19 protein-coding genes are annotated in these 21600 nt (G+C 68.7%); 12 read left to right on the top strand and 7 right to left on the bottom strand.

Going from position 1 to position 21600, the window contains the following annotated elements:
* The first annotated feature begins 68 nt into the window (after positions 1–68).
* Both ACYVLV_RS17710 and ACYVLV_RS17715 read left to right on the top strand, forming a co-directional pair.
* Positions 69–479 carry a DUF3151 domain-containing protein gene (locus ACYVLV_RS17710; protein ID WP_460812140.1) on the top strand — a complete coding sequence of 137 codons (411 nt, stop codon included), beginning with the start codon at positions 69–71 and terminating at the stop codon, positions 477–479.
* A gap of 171 nt (positions 480–650) precedes the next feature.
* Positions 651–1697, top strand: coding sequence for a type IV toxin-antitoxin system AbiEi family antitoxin domain-containing protein (locus ACYVLV_RS17715; protein ID WP_460812142.1), 1047 nt, complete (start codon positions 651–653; stop codon positions 1695–1697).
* A 91-nt stretch (positions 1698–1788) separates the two neighbouring features.
* Here ACYVLV_RS17715 and lysS read toward each other — a convergent pair whose 3' ends face one another.
* Together lysS and ACYVLV_RS17725 are read right to left on the bottom strand one after the other, a co-directional pair.
* The gene (lysS, locus tag ACYVLV_RS17720) at positions 1789–3522 is read right to left on the bottom strand and encodes a lysine--tRNA ligase (protein ID WP_460812145.1); all 1734 of its coding nucleotides are present in this window, start codon (positions 3520–3522) and stop codon (positions 1789–1791) included.
* Positions 3523–3570: 48 nt separating this feature from the next.
* A complete protein-coding gene (locus tag ACYVLV_RS17725; RefSeq protein WP_460812148.1) occupies positions 3571–4488 on the bottom strand; it encodes a diacylglycerol/lipid kinase family protein in 918 nt (305 codons plus the stop codon).
* A 174-nt stretch (positions 4489–4662) separates the two neighbouring features.
* On the opposite strand from ACYVLV_RS17725, the gene ACYVLV_RS17730 reads away from it, so the two are divergent.
* On the top strand, positions 4663–5958 hold the full coding sequence (locus tag ACYVLV_RS17730) for an adenylosuccinate synthase (RefSeq protein WP_460812150.1): 1296 nt from the start codon (positions 4663–4665) through the stop codon (positions 5956–5958).
* Positions 5959–5973: 15 nt separating this feature from the next.
* On the top strand, positions 5974–7452 hold the full coding sequence (cls, locus tag ACYVLV_RS17735; RefSeq protein WP_460812152.1) for a cardiolipin synthase: 1479 nt from the start codon (positions 5974–5976) through the stop codon (positions 7450–7452).
* Positions 7453–7455: 3 nt separating this feature from the next.
* On the opposite strand, the gene ACYVLV_RS17740 is transcribed toward cls, so the two are convergent.
* Together ACYVLV_RS17740 and ACYVLV_RS17745 are read right to left on the bottom strand one after the other, a co-directional pair.
* Positions 7456–7647 carry a hypothetical protein gene (locus ACYVLV_RS17740; protein WP_460812154.1) on the bottom strand — a complete coding sequence of 64 codons (192 nt, stop codon included), beginning with the start codon at positions 7645–7647 and terminating at the stop codon, positions 7456–7458.
* A gap of 58 nt (positions 7648–7705) precedes the next feature.
* Positions 7706–8914: a TerC family protein gene (locus ACYVLV_RS17745; protein WP_460812158.1), complete on the bottom strand. Its 1209-nt coding sequence runs from the start codon at positions 8912–8914 to the stop codon at positions 7706–7708.
* A gap of 232 nt (positions 8915–9146) precedes the next feature.
* Here ACYVLV_RS17745 and ACYVLV_RS17750 point away from each other — a divergent pair, with 232 nt between their 5' ends.
* Complete coding sequence (locus ACYVLV_RS17750; RefSeq protein WP_460812160.1) at positions 9147–10589, top strand: HtaA domain-containing protein; 1443 nt, start codon at positions 9147–9149, stop codon at positions 10587–10589.
* 187 nt (positions 10590–10776) lie between these two features.
* On the opposite strand, the gene ACYVLV_RS17755 is transcribed toward ACYVLV_RS17750, so the two are convergent.
* Both ACYVLV_RS17755 and ACYVLV_RS17760 read right to left on the bottom strand, forming a co-directional pair.
* Positions 10777–11640 (bottom strand): ABC transporter permease, encoded by an 864-nt coding sequence (locus ACYVLV_RS17755; RefSeq protein WP_460812163.1) that lies wholly within the window; start codon positions 11638–11640, stop codon positions 10777–10779.
* Positions 11637–12614 (bottom strand): ATP-binding cassette domain-containing protein, encoded by a 978-nt coding sequence (locus ACYVLV_RS17760; RefSeq protein WP_460812165.1) that lies wholly within the window; start codon positions 12612–12614, stop codon positions 11637–11639. The genes ACYVLV_RS17755 and ACYVLV_RS17760 overlap by 4 nt, the downstream gene beginning before the upstream one ends.
* A gap of 135 nt (positions 12615–12749) precedes the next feature.
* On the opposite strand from ACYVLV_RS17760, the gene purD reads away from it, so the two are divergent.
* The 3 genes from purD (at position 12750) to ACYVLV_RS17775 (ending at position 16128) form a co-directional block, all read left to right on the top strand.
* On the top strand, positions 12750–14000 hold the full coding sequence (purD, locus tag ACYVLV_RS17765) for a phosphoribosylamine--glycine ligase (RefSeq protein WP_460812168.1): 1251 nt from the start codon (positions 12750–12752) through the stop codon (positions 13998–14000).
* Positions 14001–14081: 81 nt separating this feature from the next.
* Entirely contained in the window at positions 14082–15518 is a 1437-nt protein-coding gene (purB, locus tag ACYVLV_RS17770; RefSeq protein WP_460812171.1) for an adenylosuccinate lyase, read from the top strand.
* Between the two features lie 7 nt (positions 15519–15525).
* Entirely contained in the window at positions 15526–16128 is a 603-nt protein-coding gene (locus ACYVLV_RS17775; protein WP_460812173.1) for an antibiotic biosynthesis monooxygenase, read from the top strand.
* 147 nt (positions 16129–16275) lie between these two features.
* On the opposite strand, the gene ACYVLV_RS17780 is transcribed toward ACYVLV_RS17775, so the two are convergent.
* Positions 16276–17724: an MFS transporter gene (locus ACYVLV_RS17780; protein WP_460812175.1), complete on the bottom strand. Its 1449-nt coding sequence runs from the start codon at positions 17722–17724 to the stop codon at positions 16276–16278.
* A 208-nt stretch (positions 17725–17932) separates the two neighbouring features.
* On the opposite strand from ACYVLV_RS17780, the gene ACYVLV_RS17785 reads away from it, so the two are divergent.
* From ACYVLV_RS17785 to ACYVLV_RS17800, 4 genes are read left to right on the top strand one after another with little or no spacing between them, the layout of a single operon-like run.
* Positions 17933–18628 carry a CDP-alcohol phosphatidyltransferase family protein gene (locus ACYVLV_RS17785; protein ID WP_460812178.1) on the top strand — a complete coding sequence of 232 codons (696 nt, stop codon included), beginning with the start codon at positions 17933–17935 and terminating at the stop codon, positions 18626–18628.
* A 20-nt stretch (positions 18629–18648) separates the two neighbouring features.
* The gene (locus ACYVLV_RS17790; RefSeq protein WP_460812181.1) at positions 18649–19911 is read left to right on the top strand and encodes an ABC transporter substrate-binding protein; all 1263 of its coding nucleotides are present in this window, start codon (positions 18649–18651) and stop codon (positions 19909–19911) included.
* Positions 19911–20783: an ABC transporter permease gene (locus ACYVLV_RS17795; protein ID WP_460812184.1), complete on the top strand. Its 873-nt coding sequence runs from the start codon at positions 19911–19913 to the stop codon at positions 20781–20783. The genes ACYVLV_RS17790 and ACYVLV_RS17795 overlap by 1 nt, the downstream gene beginning before the upstream one ends.
* Positions 20780–21589, top strand: coding sequence for an ABC transporter permease (locus ACYVLV_RS17800; protein ID WP_460812187.1), 810 nt, complete (start codon positions 20780–20782; stop codon positions 21587–21589). The genes ACYVLV_RS17795 and ACYVLV_RS17800 overlap by 4 nt, the downstream gene beginning before the upstream one ends.
* Positions 21590–21600 lie beyond the last annotated feature (11 nt).

Here is a 21600-nt window from a genome sequence, read left to right on the forward strand (position 1 = left end):
TCTGGGGCACACGACCCGCGACCGGCCCGCCGGTGCTCGAGGGGCGCGGGCGGGGCACACTGGGCGACATGAGCCACGTTGATCTAATGGCCGGTCCGCCCGCCACCCACCTGCCCGTCGACCCCGCCCAAGCCGAGCTGGACTCCGCGACGCCCGCGGACGTCGTACGCCGCCACCCGGCCTCGCCCGCCGCGTGGGCTGCGCTGGCCACCGAGGCCGCCGATGGGGGTGCCGACGATGTGACCGTCTACGCCTACTCCCGCGTCGGGTACCACCGTTCGCTGGACATGCTGCGCCGCAACGGGTGGAAGGGCTTCGGTCCCGTTCCGTGGGAGCACGAGCCCAACCGCGGCTTCCTGACCTGCCTGGCCCTGCTGGCCAAGACCGCGAAGGCCATCGGCGAGACCGAGGAGTGGGACCGCTGCTCGGAGTTCCTGCGCGACTCCAGCCCCACCGCCTTCGACGCCCTCCTCGACTGAGCGCTGGACGCGGTTTGTTACTGACCGTCGTTACTACTACCGGACCGTTGTAACTGTCACCTAGTAGTAACGACGGTCAGTAACAACGCACAGGTCGGCCCACTCGGGAGCTTCTCCACAGGCTCCGCCACCGTGGGCGATCCTGTGCGCCGCGGGCACTGACGATGAGGTGTGAACACACGACTCATTGCCAAGCTGGCCTCTCAGGGTGGTCTGGTTAGCCGCCGGGACGTCCTCGACTGCGGCATCACTCCTTCACGGCTGACGATCTTGTTGCGCTCCGGCGACTTGGTCACCGTCAGACGTGGGGTGTACGCCGACGCGGCTGCTTGGGGTGGCCTCGATGCGTATCGAGGTCGGCCCAGGCTCGAAGCTCGCGCGGCGGTCATGAAGATGGAGCGCGGGTGGGTGCTGAGCCACGACTCGGCGGCACTGGAGTGGGGGCTCCCGTTGCTACGGCGACCACCGAAGTTCGTGCACATCACTCGGCCGGGGTACTCGAGTGCGTGGACCCGCTTTGACGTGAAGCACCATTACGCCCACTATCAATCAAGTCAGGTCGAGCGCATCGACGACCTGTCTGTGCTCAACATGGCGCGAACCGTTGTCGATATTGGCCGCGAGCACGGCGAGGTGGCCTGCATCTTGGCCGCGGACGCCGCCATACGACGCGGAGTCTCACGCGCCGCCTTGATCGAGGCTTACTTGCCGATGTCCTACTGGCCACACATCACTGGAGTGCGCAGTGGCGTCGACTTCGCCGACGGGCGAGCGGAGAATCCGGCAGAGTCGTTGGGCCGCATCCTCGTGGACGATCTGGGCATCGGGAAGCCCGATCCGCAGTTCCCGATTCGCTTGAGTAGTGGCGTCGTGTGGGGCGATATCCGGGTCGGCAATCACATCTTCGAGATCGACGGCCGGATCAAGTACCGCGGCGTGGAGTCAGGCGGTGTCGCCCATGGCTCCATTGAGGAAATTATCTGGGAGGAGAAGAAGCGCGAACGCCTGATTCAAGCCGAGGGACTCGGTGTATCGCGCATCTTCTGGGAGGACTACTGGGAGCCCCAGCGCAGTGCCGCCAAAGTCCGTTTACGTAAGGAGTGGCAGTTGAGCACCGATCGATTCGGCCCCGACCTCGCCGATCATCTTGCTCGGTCGGCCGCTGATATTCGCTCGCGTCTGGGTTGGCGAGACCGCGTAGTGGGACGTGGCGCTTGAGCCCTGTCCTCGCTTGTTACTGACCGTCGTTACTACTACCGGACTGTTACAACGGTCCGGTAGTAGTAACGACGGTCAGTAACAAGGTCCCTCACGCCGGAGTGAGGAGGGGGCGGACGGTGTCGGCGCCGAGGGCCAGGAAGAGCGTGGGGAGGCGGGGGCCGCGGTCGGCGTCGACGAGCAGGTTGTAGAGCAGCTTGAAGAACGCCTTCTGGTCGGCCTTGACCTCGTCGGTGGGGGCGTCGTCCAGGCCGAGACCACGGGCCAACTTGGGTACGCCGTAGATCAGCGACGTGGTCGCCTCGAGGTCGAGCTCGGCCGGCATCCGGTCCAGCAGGTGCCGCAGCCACGACGCCTCGTCCTCGCTCAGCGCGGCCAACCGCTCCACATCCGGCGACTCACGCACCGTGGTCCGGTCCTCGGCGGGCACGTAGTCGGTCATCCAGGTCATCGCCTTCGACAACCGCGGCTCGAGGTCCGCGATCGCGTCGTGGGCGTGGCCCACGGAGGCGGCGATCCGGCTGACCAGCTCGGCGCTCCCGGCGGTGACGTCGGCCACCGAGGAGAGCAGCCGGAAGGGCACCACGACGGCAGGGGTCCGCAGTACACCGGCGACACCGGTGGCCGAGGCCCGCTCGAAGGCCAGCACCTGGGCGTCACGTCGCTCGGGATCCGCGGCCTTCTTGGTCAGCGCATCCCACTCGTCGTACAACCGCACGACGTCGGGGCCGAAGTCCACGTTGAACGCCTGCTTGGGCGCGCGGCGGACATAGAGCCAGCGCAGGATCGGCGCCTCGAGGATCTGCAGGGCATCGGTCGCGGTCGGTACGCCGCCCGAGGACGACGACATCTTCGTCTGCCCGCCGGCCCCCACGAAGGAGTACCCGACGAACGATGGGGCCCGTCCGCCGTAGATGTCCTTCACGACGTCCTTACCCACGGTGTACGAGGACCCGGGACTCGCGTGGTCCACCCCGCCGGGTTCGAAGTCGACGCCCTCGAAGACCCACCGCATCGGCCAGTCGACCTTCCACACCAGCTTGCCCTCGCTGTCGACCGACAGGTTCGTCGAGCCGGAGTAGTCGCAGGCCGTGCAGGTGTAGGACAGCACCGTCGTGTCGTCGTCATAGGAGGTCAGGGTCGTCGTGTCGCGCCCGCAGACACGGCAATAGGGCTTGAACGGGAAGCGCGCCAGATCGTCCTCCGCGGAACCGTCAGCGTCTTCCTCGTTCGCAACCGAGTCGGCCAGGGCCGCGGCTTCCTCGGCGGACTCGCCCTCGGGGACGGCCTTGGTTCGGTAGCGAGCCAGCACGGTCTCGATGTGGTCGCGCTGGCGGACGGCGGTGAGGATCTGCTCGCGGTAGGTGCCGGCCCGATAGGCCTCGGTCTGGGAGACCTCGACCATCTCCACGCCCATCTCGCGTAGCGCCGAGACCAGGGGCTCCTTGAAGTGGTCGGCCCAGGAGTCATGGCACTCCCATGGGTCCGGGACCGCGGAGAGCGGTCGCCCGATGTGCTCCGACCAGGACGCCGGGACCCCCGCCGGAACCTTGCGGAACCGGTCGTAGTCGTCCCAGCTGTGCAGGTGGCGCACCGGCAGTCCGCGGCGCCGGATCTCCTCGGCCACGAAGTGCACGGTCAGGAACTCGCGCAGGTTGCCCAGGTGCACCGGCCCCGACGGGCTTGCTCCCGACGCGCAGGTGATCATCGCCGTCTCGTCCGGGTTCCCGGCCCGGGCGTGCCGGATCGCGTCGTCGGCGGCCCGGGTCACCCAGTCGTGGGGTTCGCCGGAATCCCCGGTCGATCCGCGTTTGTTGCGCGCCATCACTCTGGGCCCTCCGCTGGTCCGCTTGTCTGTCTTCCGCAGCGGAGGTTATCGCGGCGGCAGCACCATGGAGTACGCCGCGGGCTCGATCCGCCAGGATCGCTGCCGTTCGGGGCCGTAGATCTCGCCGTCGCTGCTGCAGTAGAACGCCTCGCCGCTGACGGAGATCTGCTTGGCCTTGAGGTGGATGACGTCATCGCGTTCTTGGTGCCTGCGCATCGCCACGTGGGCGGCGTACACCACTCGTTCGAGGGGCCCGGTGGATCGGGAGATCATCACGTCGAGCATGCCGTCCTCGGGGTCGGCCTCCGGACTGATCCGGGCGCCGCCGCCGACCGAGGACCCGTTGCCGACCGCCACCATCAGGATGGGTTCGTCGAGGTCCGAGACCACCTCGCCGTCGACCTCGACCCGCAGGCGAACCAACGGGGGGTTCCAGGCCGTGATCGCGGTGCCGATCGGGTAGCCGAGCCGGCCCAGATTGACCTTCCCGATCCCGATCTTGCCCAGTCGCGACTTCCACCGGCTCGCTCGACGGCTGGCCTGGGCGCCGGCTCCGACGTGCACGTTGTTGACCACCACCTGGCCCACCTCGTCGACGATCAGGTCCATCGGGGTCGGGGAACCGGTGAGCAGGACGCGGGCGGCCTCCTCGATGTCGAGTGGCAATCCGATCCCGCGCGCGAAGTCGTTGCCGGTGCCCATGGGCAGCAGACCCAGAACGTGTCGGCCGAGGTCGTTCCGCTTGTGCAGCGCCGAGATGATGGCGTGGACGCTTCCGTCGCCACCGGCGATGACGATGCGCCGTGACCCGGCCCGGTGCAGGACCCCGTCGAGTTCACCCGGGTCGCCGGTCGAGGCGACCTCCACCGAGGTGCCCTCGCGCAGGATCGCCACAGCGCGCCCGAGGGTCTCCTCATCGGAGGAGCCGGCGCTGTCGTTGGTGATGACGAGTAGGGGGTCCATCACCGGGACCTTAACCCGCGGATGACAGCAGATGAGCGAAGCGGTGATCGGAAGCACCTTTTGGTAGCGTGGCGTCGCAAGAGCCCCGGTCGCGCTTGTCCGGGGCTTTGTGCTGCTCGCACGAGAAACAGCCGGTGCGACCAGGTCCTCAGACGTCAAGCGAAGGAGCAACCCATGCCGGCGATCGCCATCATCGGAGCCCAATGGGGCGACGAGGGCAAGGGAAAGGCGACTGACCTCCTCGGCAGCCGCGTCGACTACGTCGTGAAGTTCAACGGCGGCAACAACGCCGGCCACACCGTGGTGATCGGTCAGGGGGACAAGCAGGAGAAGTACGCCCTGCACCTGCTGCCCAGCGGCATCCTCTCGGCCAACTGCACCCCGGTGATCGCCAACGGTGTGGTGATCGACCTCGGCGTCCTCTTCGAGGAGATCGACGGACTCGAGAAGCGCGGCGTCGACACCAGCAAGCTCAAGGTCAGCGCCAGCGCCCACGTCATCGCCGACTACAACCGCAGCATGGACAAGGTCACCGAGCGCTTCCTCGGCAGCCGGAAGATCGGGACCACCGGCCGCGGCATCGGGCCGACGTACGCCGACAAGATGAACCGCATCGGCATCCGGGTCCAGGACCTCTTCGACGAGAAGATCCTCACCGCCAAGGTGGAGGGCGCCCTGGACCTGAAGAACCAGATCCTCACCAAGGTCTACAACCGCCGCGCCGCCACGGTTGAGGCGACGGTCGAGGAGTTGCTGGAGTACGCCGAGCGCCTGGCCCCCATGGTCTGTGACACCGGCCTGCTGCTCAACCAGGCGCTGGATCGCAACGACATCGTGCTGCTCGAGGCCGGTCAGGCCACGCTGCTGGACGTCGACCACGGCACCTACCCCTTCGTCACCTCGTCCTCGGCGACCGCGGGCGGAGCCTGCACCGGTTCGGGGATCCCGCCGATGCGCCTGGACCAGGTCATCGGGATCGTCAAGGCCTACACCACCCGCGTCGGCGAGGGTCCGTTCCCGACCGAGCTCGAGGACGAGTCCGGTGAGCACCTGCGCACGGTCGGCGCGGAGTTCGGCACGACCACCGGTCGCCCCCGCCGCTGTGGGTGGTACGACGCGGTCATCGCCCGCTACGCCGCCCGCGTCAACGGCGTCACCGACTTCGTGCTCACCAAACTCGACGTCCTCACCGGCCTGGAGCAGGTCCCGGTGTGCGTGGCCTACGACGTCAACGGCGTCCGGCACGACGAGATGCCGGTCAACCAATCCGACTTCCACCACGCGGTGCCGATCTATGAGTTCCTCCCCGGGTGGACCGAGGACATCACCGGTGCCCGGACCATGGACGATCTGCCGGCCAACGCACGCGCGTACGTCGAGGCCGTCGAGGCCATGTCCGGAGCCCGGATCTCGGTCGTCGGAGTCGGCCCGGAGCGCGAGCAGAGCGTCGTACGCCACGAGCTGATCTGAGGATGAGCAGCCGGCATGCCTGACATCTCCTGGCCGGCGTTGGCGGGTGGCGCGGTGCTGCTCATCGGCTTCGCCCTGCGGGTCGTGGCGCTCGGGGTCATCCCGGGGAACCGGCGTCCCAGTTCGGGTATGGCGTGGCTGCTACTCATCTTGGCCGCCCCGATCTCGGGCTTCGTGGTCTTCCTCTTCCTCGGTCGGACCAAACTGGGCAGAAGCCGCGACGAGCGGCAACGCGAGGCGTTGGCCGCCATCCGCGCCCGCACCCAGGGGATCGTGCCGTTGCCTCTGGGCCCGGACGCACCGCCGTACGCCGCGTCTGTGGTCGCCCTGAACCGCCGGCTCGGATCGCTGCCGGCGTTGTCGGGCAACGACATCGAGATCGAGGCCGGCTATCGCGGTTCGATCGAGCGGATGACCGCAGCGGTGTGCGACGCCGAGGATTACGTCCACGTCGAGTTCTACATCACCGCCTGGGACGAGGTGACCGGTCCGTTGTTCGACGCCTGTGTCGCCGCGGCCGAGCGCGGGGTCACCGTTCGCCTCCTCTTCGACCATCTCGGATCCCGGGGCATACCGGGCTATCGGGACATGGTGAAGCGCCTGGAGATCAGTGGCATCCAGTGGCGGGCGATGCTGCCGGTCAGCCTGCGACACCTGCGCTTCCGGCGACCGGATCTGCGCAATCACCGCAAACTCCTCGTCGTCGACGGTCGGGTCGGCTTCATGGGTTCGCAGAACCTGACCGAACCGGGCTACAACAAGCCCAAGAACCACGCGATGGGCCGCGAATGGGTCGAACTGATGGTCCAGGTGCGGGGCCCCATCGTGGCGGCGCTGGAGGGGGTGTTCGCAGGCGATTGGTATGCCGAGACCGGCGAGATCCTCGGCGTCCAGGTCAACGAGGCGTCCGCGGGGATCGGACGGGGAGACGAACCGGCTCACGGGGTGACCGCCCAACTGGTGCCGAGCGGGCCCGGGTATCCGGACGAGAACAACTTGCGGTTGTTCACCACCCTGATCTACTCCGCCACCCGCCGCATCTCGCTGACCAGTCCCTACTTCGTGCCCGACGAATCACTGCTCTACGCGGTGACCACCGCTGCACAACGAGGTGTCGAGGTGGAACTCTTCGTCGGCGAGGAGGCCGACCAGTTCATGGTCGGCCACGCCCAGGCGTCCTACTACCGGGCGCTTTTGGAGGCCGGAGTGCGCATCTACCTCTACCCGGCGCCGGACGTGCTTCACGCCAAGCACTTCACCATCGACGACGACGTGACCGTCATCGGGTCGAGCAACATGGACATGCGCTCGTTCCTGCTCAACTACGAGATCTCCCTGATGCTGCTCGGGCCCGAGGTCGTCGCGCGGGTCCGTGAGGTCGAGGACGACTACCGCTCGCTCTCACGCGAACTCCTCATCGAGGAATGGTCGCAACGCTCCCGCCGGGCTCGGTACGTCGACAACGTCATGCGGCTGACCTCGTCGTTGCAGTGACGCTCACGTAGGGGCTACCTCCACCACTGTCCGCTGGTACGGCATGTCGATGCCCGCTCGTTCCATGGAGCCCACGACCTCGACGAACTCGATTGCCAGCCAGCAGGCTTCCCGGAGGCGTTCCTCGACGAACTCGATCTGCAGGGCGCCGGGCTGTACGGCGACCCTCTGTTTCGGTACCGGGTCGCGGAGCATCCGGTGGACCAGGAGGCCGAGGAGTCATCGGCACTGGTCCAGCCGACCGTCTAGTTCGCTAGGGCTGGTCGGCCGCCCGCTCGCGTGACTCCGCGTGAAGACGACGGGCCTGCTGGACCTGGGCCATCAGCTCGGGTTCGTCGCGCACCATCTGCCGGTACTTGTCCCCAAGCGCGGTGATCTGCTCACCCTCGGAGACCAGGGCGGCGTAGATGCGTTCCCGCTCGGCCTGATCGGCGGTGTAGTCGAGGTCGAGGTAGTCACGTACGTGCCGGCGGGCGTTGCCGATCGCGGTCTTGGCCCGGCCCTTCTTGCTGTACAGCGAGGCGAGGGTGGTGATCGTGAGGATGCCGATGATGAACGTCAGGGACAACCCGGTGCCGATCTCGCTGACCTCGACATGCTCGCCGTTGTTGATGAACGGCAGCTCGTTCTCGTGCAGGGCGTGCAGGATCAGCTTGACCCCGATGAAGGCGAGCACCGCGGCCAGACCGTAGGACAGATACACCAGTCGTTCCAGCAGGCCCTCGATGAGGAAGAACAGCTGACGCAGCCCGAGCAGCGAGAACGCGGTCGCGGTGAACACGATGAAGGTGCTCTGGGTCAGTCCGAAGATCGCGGGGATCGAGTCGAGGGCGAATAGGATGTCGGTGCCGCCGATCGCGACCATGACCAGGAGCATCGGGGTGAGCATGCGCTTGCCGTCGACGGTCGTGACCATCTTGTCGCCGTCGTACTCCGGTGAGGTCTTGATGAACCTTCGGGCCAGCTTGATCATCAGGTTGTCGGCCTCATCGCCCTCGCCCTCGGTCACCTCACCCTTGAGCAGGTTGCCGGCGGTGAGGATCAGGATCAGCCCGAAGATGTAGAAGACCCAGGAGAACGCCTCGATCAGACCCGCACCGATGAAGATGAACACGGTGCGCGCGATCAGGGCGAAGATGATGCCGAACAGCAGGACCTTCTGCTGGTCCTCGCGGGGCACCCGGAAGCTGCCCATGATGATCAGGAAGACAAACAGGTTGTCGACCGAGAGGGCCTTCTCGGTGATGTAGCCCGCGAAGTACTCCCCGCCGGCGGTGCCACCGCCGAAGATCAGGACGAGCAACCCGAAGACCAGTGCGATGCCGACGTACGCCGCGGACCACACCGACGCCTCGCGCAGCGTCGGGACGTGCGCCTTGCGGGTGTGGAAGACGAAGTCGTAGAGCAGCATGGCTGCGATGGTCGTGATGGTCAGTGCCCACACCCAGAGGGGGACGGTCATGAGGGGGTTCCTTCGGGTTCGTGACGCGGGTTCGTACGGCAGTTGGGAGCGGTGCTGGCGGCACCCGTCGTCACCGATGATCGACGGGGGCCCGATCCAGTGGGACGGCGCGGGCCTGCCCTGGTCTGGAGCGACGCGATGATTCTATCTGCGGGCGCCTAGGGGCGGAATCGGTGCGTCCGGGTTGCTCCTTCGCCTGATTTGGTGAGGTGATCCCCGATAACATCGGCGCATGCATCGCCGGACCTCGGGCCAGTGGAGCGCTTCGGTGCTTGCCATGATCGCCCTCCTGCTCTCCGCCCTGACCGCCGTCACGTGGAGCGGACCCGCCTCGGCAGGCACGGCAGCCATTTCGGCCAAGCCAGCCACCGCGGTCGACCCGCGCCCGGAGCCGGTCCTGACGTGGCAGGTGTCCCGGATCTTCACCGAGGGCGGGCAACTGCGCTCGCACGTGTTGGGCGACGGTGCGACCGAGGCCGTGAACGGCGTCATCACCTTCCCCCGGGGCAAAGGCACCTACGACCCGGCCACCGGCGAGACCGCGATGCGGTTCCAGGGCTGGGTGGAGGCCACCAACTACGTCGACGGCTCACCGCGCTTCGCGGTCAAGATCGAGGACCCGTGGATCCAGATCGACGCGGCCGGCAACGGCCGCCTGCGCGCGCTGGTCACCTCGACCGTGCACTCCACCGACCCCGACTCCCCGGACACTGTCAATCTGCCGACCCGGGTCGAGATGACCACCTTCCGGGCCGGCGCGGCGGACTGGTCGCTGAGCGACGCGCTCTACTCGTTGACCACGACCCCGGCCTGGGCCGGCGTGGTGCCGCCGAACACGCAGGAAACGCAGGACCTCGGCTTCGCCGCCGGCACCCCGGTGGACGGCAAGGCCTTCAGCCTGCAGTTCCTCCAGCACCTCAACTTCCCGCCGCGGCCGTTGTTCATCGCCGATCGAGCCAGCAACGATGCGTTGAAGGCGCCGGCCGACATCACCGTCCAGGCGCCCAACGGCCGACCGGGAGTGGCCGCGCGGGTGACGGGGTCGTCGTACGCCGGCGGGGTGAAGGTGAGCGCCGACGGTTTCGGCTTCACCTCGGTCACCAACGAGGGTGACGACGGCATCGTCGTGGCCATCGCCGAGGCGGGCCGCTACCCCGACCTCGACCTCGTGGCCAGCGAGATCGTCACGCAGGTGCGGGTCCGCCCCCAGGACATGCTCGACGACGACTGGGCTGTCGACCTCACCGCGGCGACCGCCGACCTCGACGCCGGCCGGGAGTACGCCGTCTACACCTGGCAGTCACCGGACCGGTCGAACACCACCCAGGACACCGAGACCCCCCTCGCCATCGACTTCTCCACCCTGACGGCCCCGCCGCGGCGGACCAAGACGACCACCAAGGCGGCGCTCACGAGCACGCCCGCACCCAACCGGTTCGGCAAACTGCGGATCAAGGTGCGCGCGGCGGGAGTGCGTCCCGCAGGCAAGGTCAAGATGAAGCTCCGCGGCGGTCAGGGCGTGCGGAAGTTCGCGGCCCGGAAGGTGAGTGGTTCGGCGATCACCTGGCGGGTGCCGCGGCTGAGGCCCGGTCGCTACAAGGTGATCGTGAAGTTCGTCCGCACCTCGAACCTGACCGGGTCCCGCGACGTGGTGCGGTTCTTCGTGCGGCGCTGATCGCTCGCGACGCTGGGCGCTCCCGACGCTGGGCACGGTCGTGTGCCCGTGGGCTACCGCTAGGTCGGGCTCAGGCACACGACCCGACCGGATGCAGTCGTGTGCCCGTGGGCTACCGCTAGGTCGGGCCCAGGCACACGACCCCGCAGGCACACGACCCTGCACACGACCCTGCCGCTGGGTCGGGTCAGGACAGGTTGCGGTACTTCCGGGTGCACAGGAAGCCGAAGAGCAGGCCGATGCCGATGGTCCAGGCGATCGAGAGCAACACCAGGCTCGAGGTGCTGGACCCGTTGAGCAGCATCTCTCGCTGAGCGGCGGTCGCGTCGTCGCCCAGGATCAGCGAGCGGGCCGCGTTGATGACCACGGTGACCGGCTGGTGGGAGGCGAACCCCTGGAGCCAGCTCGGCATCGTGTTCACCGGGACGAACGCCGAGGAGGCGAAGGTGAGCGGGAAGATGATCGGGAAGGTGGCGGCGTTGACCGCCTCCGCGCTGCGCACGATCATCCCGATCAGGGCGTAGCCCAGGCTGACCGCCAGGGCGAAGAGCAGCAGCAGGACCAGGGCGAGAACCAGGCCGAGGAAGCTGGCGGGACGGAAGCCCACGACGAATCCGGTGATGACCAGGACGATGAGACCCAGGGCGTTGTTCAGGGTGTCGGCGACCACGCGTCCGCCGAAGACCGCGCTGCGGGACATCGGGAGGGATCGCAACCGGTTGATGAAGCCCTTCTGGAGGTCGTCGGCCAGGGCGAACCCGGTGACCCCGGCGCTGAAGAGCACGGTCTGCACCGCGATGCCTGGGATCAGGTAGTTGACGTAGTTCAGTCCCTCCAGGCCGCCGATGGCGCCGCCGAAGACGTATTTGAACAGCAGGGTGAACATGATCGGGGAGATCAGGTTGAACACGACCTGCTCGGGCTGGCGCAGCAGCCGACGGATGTTGCGCCCCGCCATGGCCATGGTGTCGCGCAGGGCCCAGAGGGCGGCGTTTCCGCTCGCCGTGGTCTCGTCCGGAAGGGCCGGGCTGGCGGGAAGGGTGCCGGTCATGACTGCTCCTCGGGGGTGCTGCTGACGTCTGATGCGTGTCCGGTGAGCTCGAGGAAGACGTCGTCGAGGCTGGGCTCGCGCAGTTGCAGGCCACGGGCCTCGATCCCGGCGCTGTCGAGGCGGCGTACGACCTCGGTCAGGGTGGAGGTGCCTTCGGCGGAGGGGACCGAGACGAGGTCGTCGTGGGTGGTGACCTCGCCCACGCCGACCCCCTGCAGGTGCTCCGCGGCGCGGGTGGCTTCCTCGCCGTCGGTGAGGCGGACCTCCACGACCGAGCCGCCCATCCGGCCCTTGAGTTCGGCCGCGGTGCCCTCGGCGATGACCTTCCCGTGGTCGACGACCGCGATCTGGTCGGCGAGGCGGTCGGCCTCTTCGAGGTATTGAGTGGTCAGCAGCAGGGTCGTGCCCTCGCGGACCAGGTCCTCGATGACCTTCCACAGCTCGATGCGGCTGCGCGGATCGAGACCGGTCGTGGGCTCGTCCAGGAACAGGATCGGCGGGTGGGCCACGAGCGCGGCCGCGAGGTCGAGTCGCCGGCGCATACCGCCGGAGTAGGTCTTGGCCGACCGGGTGCCGACGTCGGCGAGGTCGAAGCGTTCGAGCAACTCGCGGGCTCGGACCTTGGCCTGCTTGGTGCCGAGGTGGTTCAGTCGGCCGACCAGCGTGAGGTTCTCCTCGCCGCTGAGCAGCTCGTCGACCGCGGCGTACTGACCGGCCAGTCCGATCGAGCGGCGTACGGCGGCCGGGTCCTTGAGCACATCGATGCCGGCCACCTCCGCTCGCCCGGAGTCGGGACGCAACAGGGTGGTCAACACGTTGACCACCGTCGTCTTCCCCGCCCCGTTGGGTCCGAGCAGACCCAGCACCGTGCCCGGCTCGACGCGTAGCGACACCCCATCGAGCGCCCTGACGTCGGCCCCGAACGTCTTGACCAGATTCTCCGCAACAATTCCCGCTTCTCGCACGTCAAGCACCCTAGCCAGCCCCACCGACATCCCCACATCCCTTTCCCACGAAGTTCGCCAGATGGGGACGCGAAGTTCGCCAGATGGGGACACGAAGTCCGGCGAATGGCCCCTCGAGATCCGGCGTCCGTAGGATCAGGGCCCGTGAAGACACTCGTGATCGGTACCGGCGGCCGCGAGCACGCCTTGGCCCGCGCTCTTTCCCTCGACCCCTCGGTCACGGAGGTGCACGTCGCGCCGGGCAACCCGGGCATGACGGCCGTCGCCACCCTGCACGAGGTCGACGCCATGGACGGTACGTCGATCGCGGACCTCGCCGAGCGACTCGCGGTGGATCTCGTGGTCGTCGGCCCCGAGGCGCCGCTGGTGGCCGGGGTGGCCGACGTCGTGCGCGCGCGGGGGATCGCGGTCTTCGGCCCCAGCGGCGCGGCAGCGGAACTCGAGGGTTCCAAGGCGTTCGCGAAGGACGTCATGGCTGCGGCCGGGGTGCCCACCGCCCGCGCGTTCGTGTGCACCAACCCCGAGGAGGCCGCGGCAGCGCTGGCCGAGCTCGGTGCGCCGTACGTCGTCAAGGACGACGGTCTCGCGGCCGGCAAGGGCGTGGTGGTCACCGACGACCTCGCCGAGGCGACCGCCCACGCGGCCGGGTGTGAGCGGGTGGTGATCGAGGAGTTCCTCGACGGCCCCGAGGTGTCCCTCTTCGCGCTCTGCAGTTGGAACGAAACCGACGGCACCACCGTCTACCCGCTCCAGCCTGCCCAGGACTTCAAGCGGATCTTCGACGGCGATGCGGGCCCCAACACCGGCGGCATGGGGGCCTACACACCGTTGCCGTGGGCCCCGGACGACCTGGTCGCCGAGGTGCTGCGCGACGTACTCATCCCGACCGTGGAGGAGATGGCCAAGCGGGGGACCCCCTTCTCCGGGCTGCTCTACGCCGGCCTGGCGCTGACCTCGAAGGGGACCCGGGTGGTGGAGTTCAACGCCCGCTTCGGCGACCCCGAGACCCAGCCGCTCCTCGCGCTGCTCGACTGCCCGCTGTCCCCGCTGCTGATGGGCTCGGCCACCGGGAACCTGGCCCAGGTGGCCCCGCCGACCTGGAAGAACGGCGCTGCTGTCGCGGTCGTGATGGCCAGTGGCGGCTACCCGGAGTCGTCCTCCACGGGTGACGTGATCACCGGCATCGACGCCGCCGAGGCGATCAACGACGTGCACGTGATCCACGCCGGGACCGCGCAGGTCGGAGACGATCTGGTCACCGCCGGGGGCCGCGTGCTCGCGGTGATCGCGACCGGTTCCGACGTGGCCAGTGCCCGCGCGGCGGCGTACGACGGGGTCGCGGCGGTCGACTTCCCCGGCGCCCAGCACCGCACGGACATCGCTGCCGGGATCTGATCGGGGGCGGCAGGGGAGTCCCACGTCCCCGCCGCACCAGCCCGAATGGAGCCTGACGCCAAACTCCGCGAGAATGCCGACGTGACCGCCTCCCTCGCTCCGAACGTCCCCAACGTCTTGGCCACCCGGTACGCCGGCGCTGATCTCGCGCAGATCTGGTCCCCTGAGCACAAGATCGTTCTCGAACGGCATCTGTGGATCGCTGTCCTCCGCGCGCAGCGTGACTTGGGGATCGGCGTACCCGACGGGACGATCGAGGCCTACGAGAGCGTCGTGGACCAGGTCGACCTCGCCTCGATCGCGGCCCGTGAGCGGGTCACCCGCCACGATGTGAAGGCCCGCATCGAGGAGTTCTGTGCCCTGGCCGGCACCGAGCACATCCACAAGGGGATGACCTCGCGGGACCTGACGGAGAACGTCGAGCAGCTCCAACTGCGCCAGTCCCTCGAACTGCTGCGCGACCGCACCGTGGCCACCCTGACCCGGCTGGCCCGCCTGGCCGCCGAGCACGAGACCACCGTGATGGCCGGCCGGAGCCACAACGTCGCGGCCCAGGCCACCACCCTCGGCAAGCGTTTCGCCACGACGGCCGACGAACTCCTGATCGGGCTGGAGCGCCTGGAGAACCTGCTGACCCGCTACCCCCTGCGTGGGATCAAGGGCCCGATGGGGACCTCCCAGGACATGCTCGACCTCCTCGACGGCGACGCCACCAAGCTCGCCGACCTCGAACAACGAGTCGCCAACCACCTCGGCTTCGAACGCGTCCTGACCAGCGTCGGCCAGGTCTACCCCCGCTCGCTCGACTTCGACGTGCTCTCCGCGGTCGTCCAACTCGTCGCCGCCCCCTCGAACCTGGCCACCACGATCCGCCTGATGGCCGGCAACGAGATCGTCACCGAGGGATTCAAGGAGGGCCAGGTCGGCTCCTCGGCGATGCCGCACAAGATGAACACCCGATCGTGTGAACGCGTCAACGGCCTGGCCGTGATCACTCGCGGCTACCTCTCCATGGTCGGTGAACTCGCCGGGGACCAGTGGAACGAGGGCGACGTCTCCTGCTCGGTCGTACGCCGCGTGGCCCTGCCCGACGCGTTCTTCGCCGCCGACGGCCTCTTCCAGACCTTCCTGACCGTCCTGGACGAGTTCGGCGCGTTCCCGGCGGTCATCCAGCGCGAACTCGACCGCTACCTGCCGTTCCTGGCCACCACCAAGGTCCTGATGAGCGCGGTGCGCAACGGGGTCGGTCGCGAGCAGGCCCACGAGGCCATCAAGGAAGCCGCTGTCGGGGTCGCCCTCGACATGCGCCGCGGGCAGGCCCACAACGACGTGTTCGAGCGGCTCGCCGCCGACCCCCGCCTCGGACTCACCCAGGACCAGTTGGCCGACCTCGTCGCCGAGCCGATCACCTTCACCGGCGCGGCCGTCGACCAGGTCCAGGCGGTCTGCCGCCAGGTCGACGCGGTCGCGGCGCGCTACCCGGCCGGGGCGGCGTACTCCCCGGGTTCGATCCTGTGATCCTGCGATGACCGAGCCCGTCACCGTCGCCATCACGCGAAAACTCGATCCCGGCCACGAGCCGGAGATGATCAGTTGGCTGACCGCCGGGATCCACCTCGCCCAACGATTCCCCGGGTTCCTCGGCGCCGGTTGGGTCAAGCCCGAGGAGGATTCCGGGACCTGGCACATGCTCTACCGCTTCGCCGATCACGACTCTCTCGTCGGCTGGGAGCAGTCCAGCGAACGACAGTGGTGGCGGTCCTCGGCCCAAGGGCTGGGCGTGGTGGACCAACGGGTGGAGAAGCGCACCGGCATCGAGGGCTGGTTCGACGAACCGACCGATCGTTCCGTGCACGACCCGGACTCCGCCCGTACGCCGAGCGCCCCGCCCCGCTGGAAGCAGGCGGTGATGATCTGGCTGGTCTTCTTCCCCCTCAGCCTGAGCGTCACCCTGCTCCTCGGATCCCTGATCCCGGGGGTCGCCGTCGGTTTCCGTGTGCTGCTCAGCACCCTGGCGATGACCCCGGTGATGACCTACCTCGCGCTCCCGTGGATCACCCGGCAACTGTCCTGGTGGTTGGCCGGCGAGCCCGCCCCCTGGAAGAAGTCGCGAGTCGGCGCATCTTGACGCTGAAAAACGCCTGAGTCGGCGTGTTTTGACGCTAAGAGGAGCGTGAGTCGGCGCGTTTCTTTCAAGTAGCGCCGACTCGGCCACCAACCCGAGTCAACTAGCGCCGACTCGGCCTCCAACCAGAGTCAACTAGCTCCGACTCGATCAGCCCACGAACGCGTCGTCGTGTCGCAGGGAGCGGACGGCGGCGACCATGGCCAGGCTGAGGACCAGCAGCGAGGTGATCAGGGTCGCGCGCAGGGCGCCGCCGGGGGACAGGGGGCCCGCGGCGACCTGGTAGACGGTCGCGAGCAGCGCTGCGCCCATCGCCGAGCCGATCCGTTGGCCCGTCTGGAGGGCTCCGCCGGCCGCACCGCCCATCGCCGGGGGGACCGAGGCGAGGGCGAGGGTGAAGTTCGGGGAGATCACCCCGCCTGCCCCCAGCCCGGACACGAACAGCGTCACCGTGAGCGCGACGACCAGCCACCCGCCCTCGCGACCGGGCACGAGCACCGCTGCGGCAGCGATGCCACCCATCATCAGACTCAGCGCCCGGATCGTGATCGACCGACCCCACGTGGACACGAGGCGACCGGCGGGCCGCGCAGTCAGGGCCGCGCCCAGGGCGAACGGCATCAACAACAACCCGGTCTCCAGCGGGCTGCGGTCCAGACCGTCCTGGAGGTAGATCGACACGACCAGGAAGATTCCGGTGAACCCGGTGAAGTAGAGGGTTCCGACCGCGAGCCCGTTGGCGTACCCGCTCACCCGGCGCAACAACTCCACGTCCAGCAGCGGCGGCTTCCCCAGGCGTACGACGCGCCGCTCCCACCGCACGAACGCGTAGCCGAACCCGACCGCGAACGGCAGCAGGACCAACGGCCAGCGAGCACCACCCTCCAGCGACACGACCGGATAGAGCACCGCCAACACGGCGGCACCCAGCAAGAACGCCCCGCCGAGGTCGAGATGGAGGTCGGAGGCGTCGGCGTCGTCGGGACGACCCGGGACCATCCGCACGATGAACGGCAACAACACCAACCCGATCGGGACATTGACCAGGAAGATGAAGCGCCAGCCGTTCTCCTCGCCGAACACCTGGATCAGCAGACCTCCCAGGATCGGCCCGAGGGCCGAGGAGATCGACACGGTGAGCCCGAACAGACCGAACGCCCGGCCGCGTTCGGCGCCGCGGAAGAGTTGCTGGATCAGCCCGGAGCTCTGCGGGGTCAGGAACCCGGCGGCGAACCCCTGGATCAGCCGCGCGGTGATCGCCAGTTCGATCGACGGGGCCAATCCGACGGCCGCGCTGGCGGCGACGAACACGCTGAGCCCCACGACCATCAGCCGGCGTCGTCCGTAGGCGTCGCCCAGCCGGCCCCCCGTGACCAGGGTCAACCCGAAGGCGAGGGCGTAGCCGGAGACCATCCACTGGACCGTCCCCGCGCTGGTGTCTAGTCCGGTACGGATCGAGGGGATCGCGACGTTGACGATGGTGACGTCGAGCAACGACATGAACCCGACTACGAGGGTGACGCCCAGAATCCGCCACCGCCGCGGGTCCGGTTCGGCACCCGTCTGCCCGGCCGGCTGCGTTCGGGTCGGCTCGCTCACGACCCAAGCATTCCTGACACCACCACACGGAGGGCTGAAGGGTCGACATACTGACGCGGTCGGGAAGCGGTACGACGACCCGCAGCGTTGCCTTGCCGTAGGGGTCGACCCGGCCTGGTTCTCCCGACCGCCAGACCCCACGCCCGACCCCCACCCACACCTGCCCACTGACCAGCCTTCACTGAGAACCCACGAGGAGGAGCGCACCATGCTCGACGTACCCGTCCGTCGTGTGCTCGCTCCGCCGCTGGAGTCGGTGGCCCGCGGTCTGGACCGGGCCGGTGTCTCCCCGCTGGCGGTGACCGGGGCCGGTTGGCTCGTCGGCGTCGCGGCCTGTGTGTCGGTGGCGACCGGCCACTGGTGGTGGGCCCTCGTCCTGTGGCTGCTCAACCGTCTCCTGGACGGGCTCGACGGACCGTTGGCGCGGCGTGCCGGCGCCACCGACCTCGGCGGGTTCCTCGACATCGTGGCCGACTTCAGCATCTACGGCGGGTTCGTGCTCGCCGTCGGCATCGAACGCCCCGAGGCCCGGGTGGCCTGCCTGGCGCTCTTCTTGACCTACTACCTGTCCGGTAGCGCCTTCCTGGCCCTGTCCTCGGTGCTCGAACGCCGCGGGGAGAGCGAACGCAGCGGCGGCTCGGACGGGCGCTCGCTCCTGTTCATCGGCGGCCTGGCCGAGGGCACCGAGACCGTGATCGCCGGGGTGTTGTTCTGCCTCTTCCCGCAGTACGCCGAACAGATCGCCTGGGTCTTCGCCGCGGCCGTGGGAGTCACGGTGCTGCAACGCGTTGCGCTCGGCGTCCACCTGCTCCGGGCCAGTCCGGTCACCCCCACCGCTGCGAACTCGTCGCCGACGAACACCTCCCACCACCCGCGTCCCATCACCTCTGAGGAGAGTCCTTGAAGCACCGCCGGAATCACCCCGTGAAGCAGCGTCCGTTCTCCCGCCGCTCAGTTCGCTTCGCCGCCCCCCTGCTGGCCGCCTCCTTCGTGCTCGCCGCCTGCGGCTCCGGCGACGACGGTGCCGCCACGGAGACCCCGGCCGCCAACGACTGGGAGGCGGTCCTCGCGGAGGCCGACGGGCAAACGGTCAACTGGTACATGTACGGCGGCGACGACGTGCTGAACACCTTCATCGCCGACGAGGTGGCCACCCGGATGGCCGACCTCGGAGTGACCCTGAACCAGGTGCGGATCGACGACACCGCCGAGGCCGTCAACAAGGTGCTCGGCGAGCAGCAGGCCGGCGTCACCGACGACGGCACCGTCGACGCCATCTGGATCAACGGGGAAAACTTCGCCACCGGGGTCCAAGCCGACCTGTGGCGCTGCGAGTGGGCCGGTGACCTGCCCAACGCCGAGTTCGTCGACCCCGACTCCCCGGCGGTGACCACCGACTTCGGCACCCCCGTCAACGGGTGCGAGTCGCCCTGGCAGCAGGCCAACTCCGCCCTGGTCTACGACAGTGCCGAGCTCGACGAATCCGACGTCGCGTCCATCGACTCCCTGCTCGCCTGGGCCGAGGGCAACCGGGGTCAGTTCACCTACCCCGCCCCGCCGGACTTCTTCGGCTCGATGGCCATCCGCTCGATCCTCTACGGCCTCATCGACGGGCCCGGCCCGCTGGTCGAGGAGAACGACCTGTCCGCTGACGAGTTCTCCGCCGCCTCGGCGACCCTGACCGAGCGGCTCAACGAGATCGCGCCCACGCTGTGGAAGCAGGGCCGCACCTACCCGCAAAGTCAGGACGAGCTCGAGAAGCTCTACTCCGACGGTGAGATCAGCGCCTTCTTCTCCTACGGCCCCGGTGCGGTGGCCCAGAAGGTCGCCGACGGCCTCTACCCCGACACCACCCGCGAGGCCGTGCCCGAGTCGGGCAACATCAGCAACGTGAGCTTCGTGGCCGTCCCGGACAACGCCGCCAACCAGGCCGGTGCCCTGGTGCTGGCCGACACCCTGCTGGACCCCGAGGTCCAACTGGCCCTGTTCGAGGCCAACGGCATCTACCCGGCCATCGACGTCGCCCGCACCTCACCCGAGCTGCAGGACGCCTTCGCGGCCGTTCAGGTCAGCGAGTCGGTGCTGTCGCTGGAGGAGTTGACCGCCAACGCCCAGCCCGAGATCGCCAGCGTGTTCATCGACCGCCTCGAGAAGGACTGGATCGCTCAGGTCCTCCAGAAGCAGTGATGGACGGCGGGCGCCTGCCGCAAGGCGCAAAGATCGCGTTGTTGCTGGCTCCCGCGCTGCTCGTGGTCGGCGTGTTCTTCGTCGGTGGGGTCAGCCAGGCGGTCCTGCAGAGCCTGGGCCGTCAACCCCTCCTCGGGGAGACTGACTGGTCGCTGGACGCCTACCGGGCGACCTTCGCCGACCCGGCGTTCCGGGCCTCGATCGGTCTCACCCTGCGCGTCACCGTGATCAGTACGACGCTCGCCACCGTCGCCGGCGTCGCGCTCGCCCTGGCGGTCCGACGGGTCGCCCGCCGCGGCATGACGACCCTGCTCCAGAGCACCCTCGCGGTTCCGCACCTGGTGGCGGCACTCTGCATCGGACTGCTCCTGGCGCCCTCCGGGTCGGTGTCCCGACTGGGCAGCGCGGTAGGCCTGGTGCCGGAGGCGTCGGCCTTCCCCGAGATCACCGGGGACGCGTTCGGGTGGGGGATCATCGCGTCCTACACGTGGAAGGAGGCGCCGTTCATCGCGATCGTGGCCCTGGCCGCGATGTCGCAGCACGTGGTGGACCTGGAGAACGCCGCCCGCACCCTCGGTGCCGGTGCCTGGCGTCGCTTCTCCGCGGTGACACTGCCGATGATCGCGCCCCCGGTGGCCGCCGCCTCGTTGTTGGTGATGGCCTTCGCGGCCGCCTCCTACGAGGTGCCGAGGCTCCTCGGGCGACCCTTCCCGGCCACGTTGCCGGTGGTGGCCTTCGAACGGTTCCGCGACTCCGACCTGACCGTGCGGCCGCAGGCGATGGTGATCGCCACGGTGCTGGCCGTGTTGACGCTGACCCTCGCTGCGGCGTACCTCACGCTGGTCTCGCGCCTGTCCCGGCGGGCCCTATGACGACCAGCGCCATCACGTGGCGGGCCCGGCTGCGGGTCGGCCTGATCGCCGGCGTGGTGCTCCTGCCGCTGATCCCGTTGGCCGTGTGGTCGATTGCGGGGACCTGGCGCTACCCCGATCTGGTGCCGCAGCGGTTCACCGACCGTGGCCTGGGCCTGGTCGCCAGCGGCGACGTCCTGCGCGCCCTGGGCACCTCGCTGCTCGTGTCGACCTCGGTGGCTGTGCTGGCGACCCTGATCGGTCTCTCGGCCGGCCGGGCCATCGGGCTGCATCGCTTCCGCGGGCGGCGCCTGGTCCAGTTCCTGCTGCTGGCGCCGGTGATCGTGCCGGGGCTGGCGGTCACCCTGGGGCTGCAGATCTTCTTCATCCGTTACGGCCTGGCCGATACGGTGACCGGCGTGGTCCTGGTCCAGCTGATGCCGACGGTGCCGTACGCCGCCACCCTGCTCGGGGCGGCGTACGCCAACTTCGAGACCGACTACGAACGCCAGGCCCGGTCCCTGGGGGCCGGCGCGTTGCGCACCCAACTCCTCGTCACCCTGCCGCTGCTGCGTCCGGCGCTGCTGACCACCGCACTGTTGACCTTCCTGATCTCCTGGAGCGAATACATCCTGACCCTCCTCATCGGCGGCGGCACCGTCACGACCCTGCCGCTGCTCCTCTTCTCCGCGATCGGTTCCTCCGACCGCACCGCGGCCGCCGCGCTGGGAATGCTGGTCGTGGTGCCCCCGGTGGTGCTGGTCGTGGTGGCCACGAAGGTGTTCGGCTCCCGTTCCCCGGACTGGATGGGGCTGGCGCGTGGCTGAGTCGAGTCGGT

This window comes from Nocardioides salsibiostraticola (genome assembly GCF_054783655.1).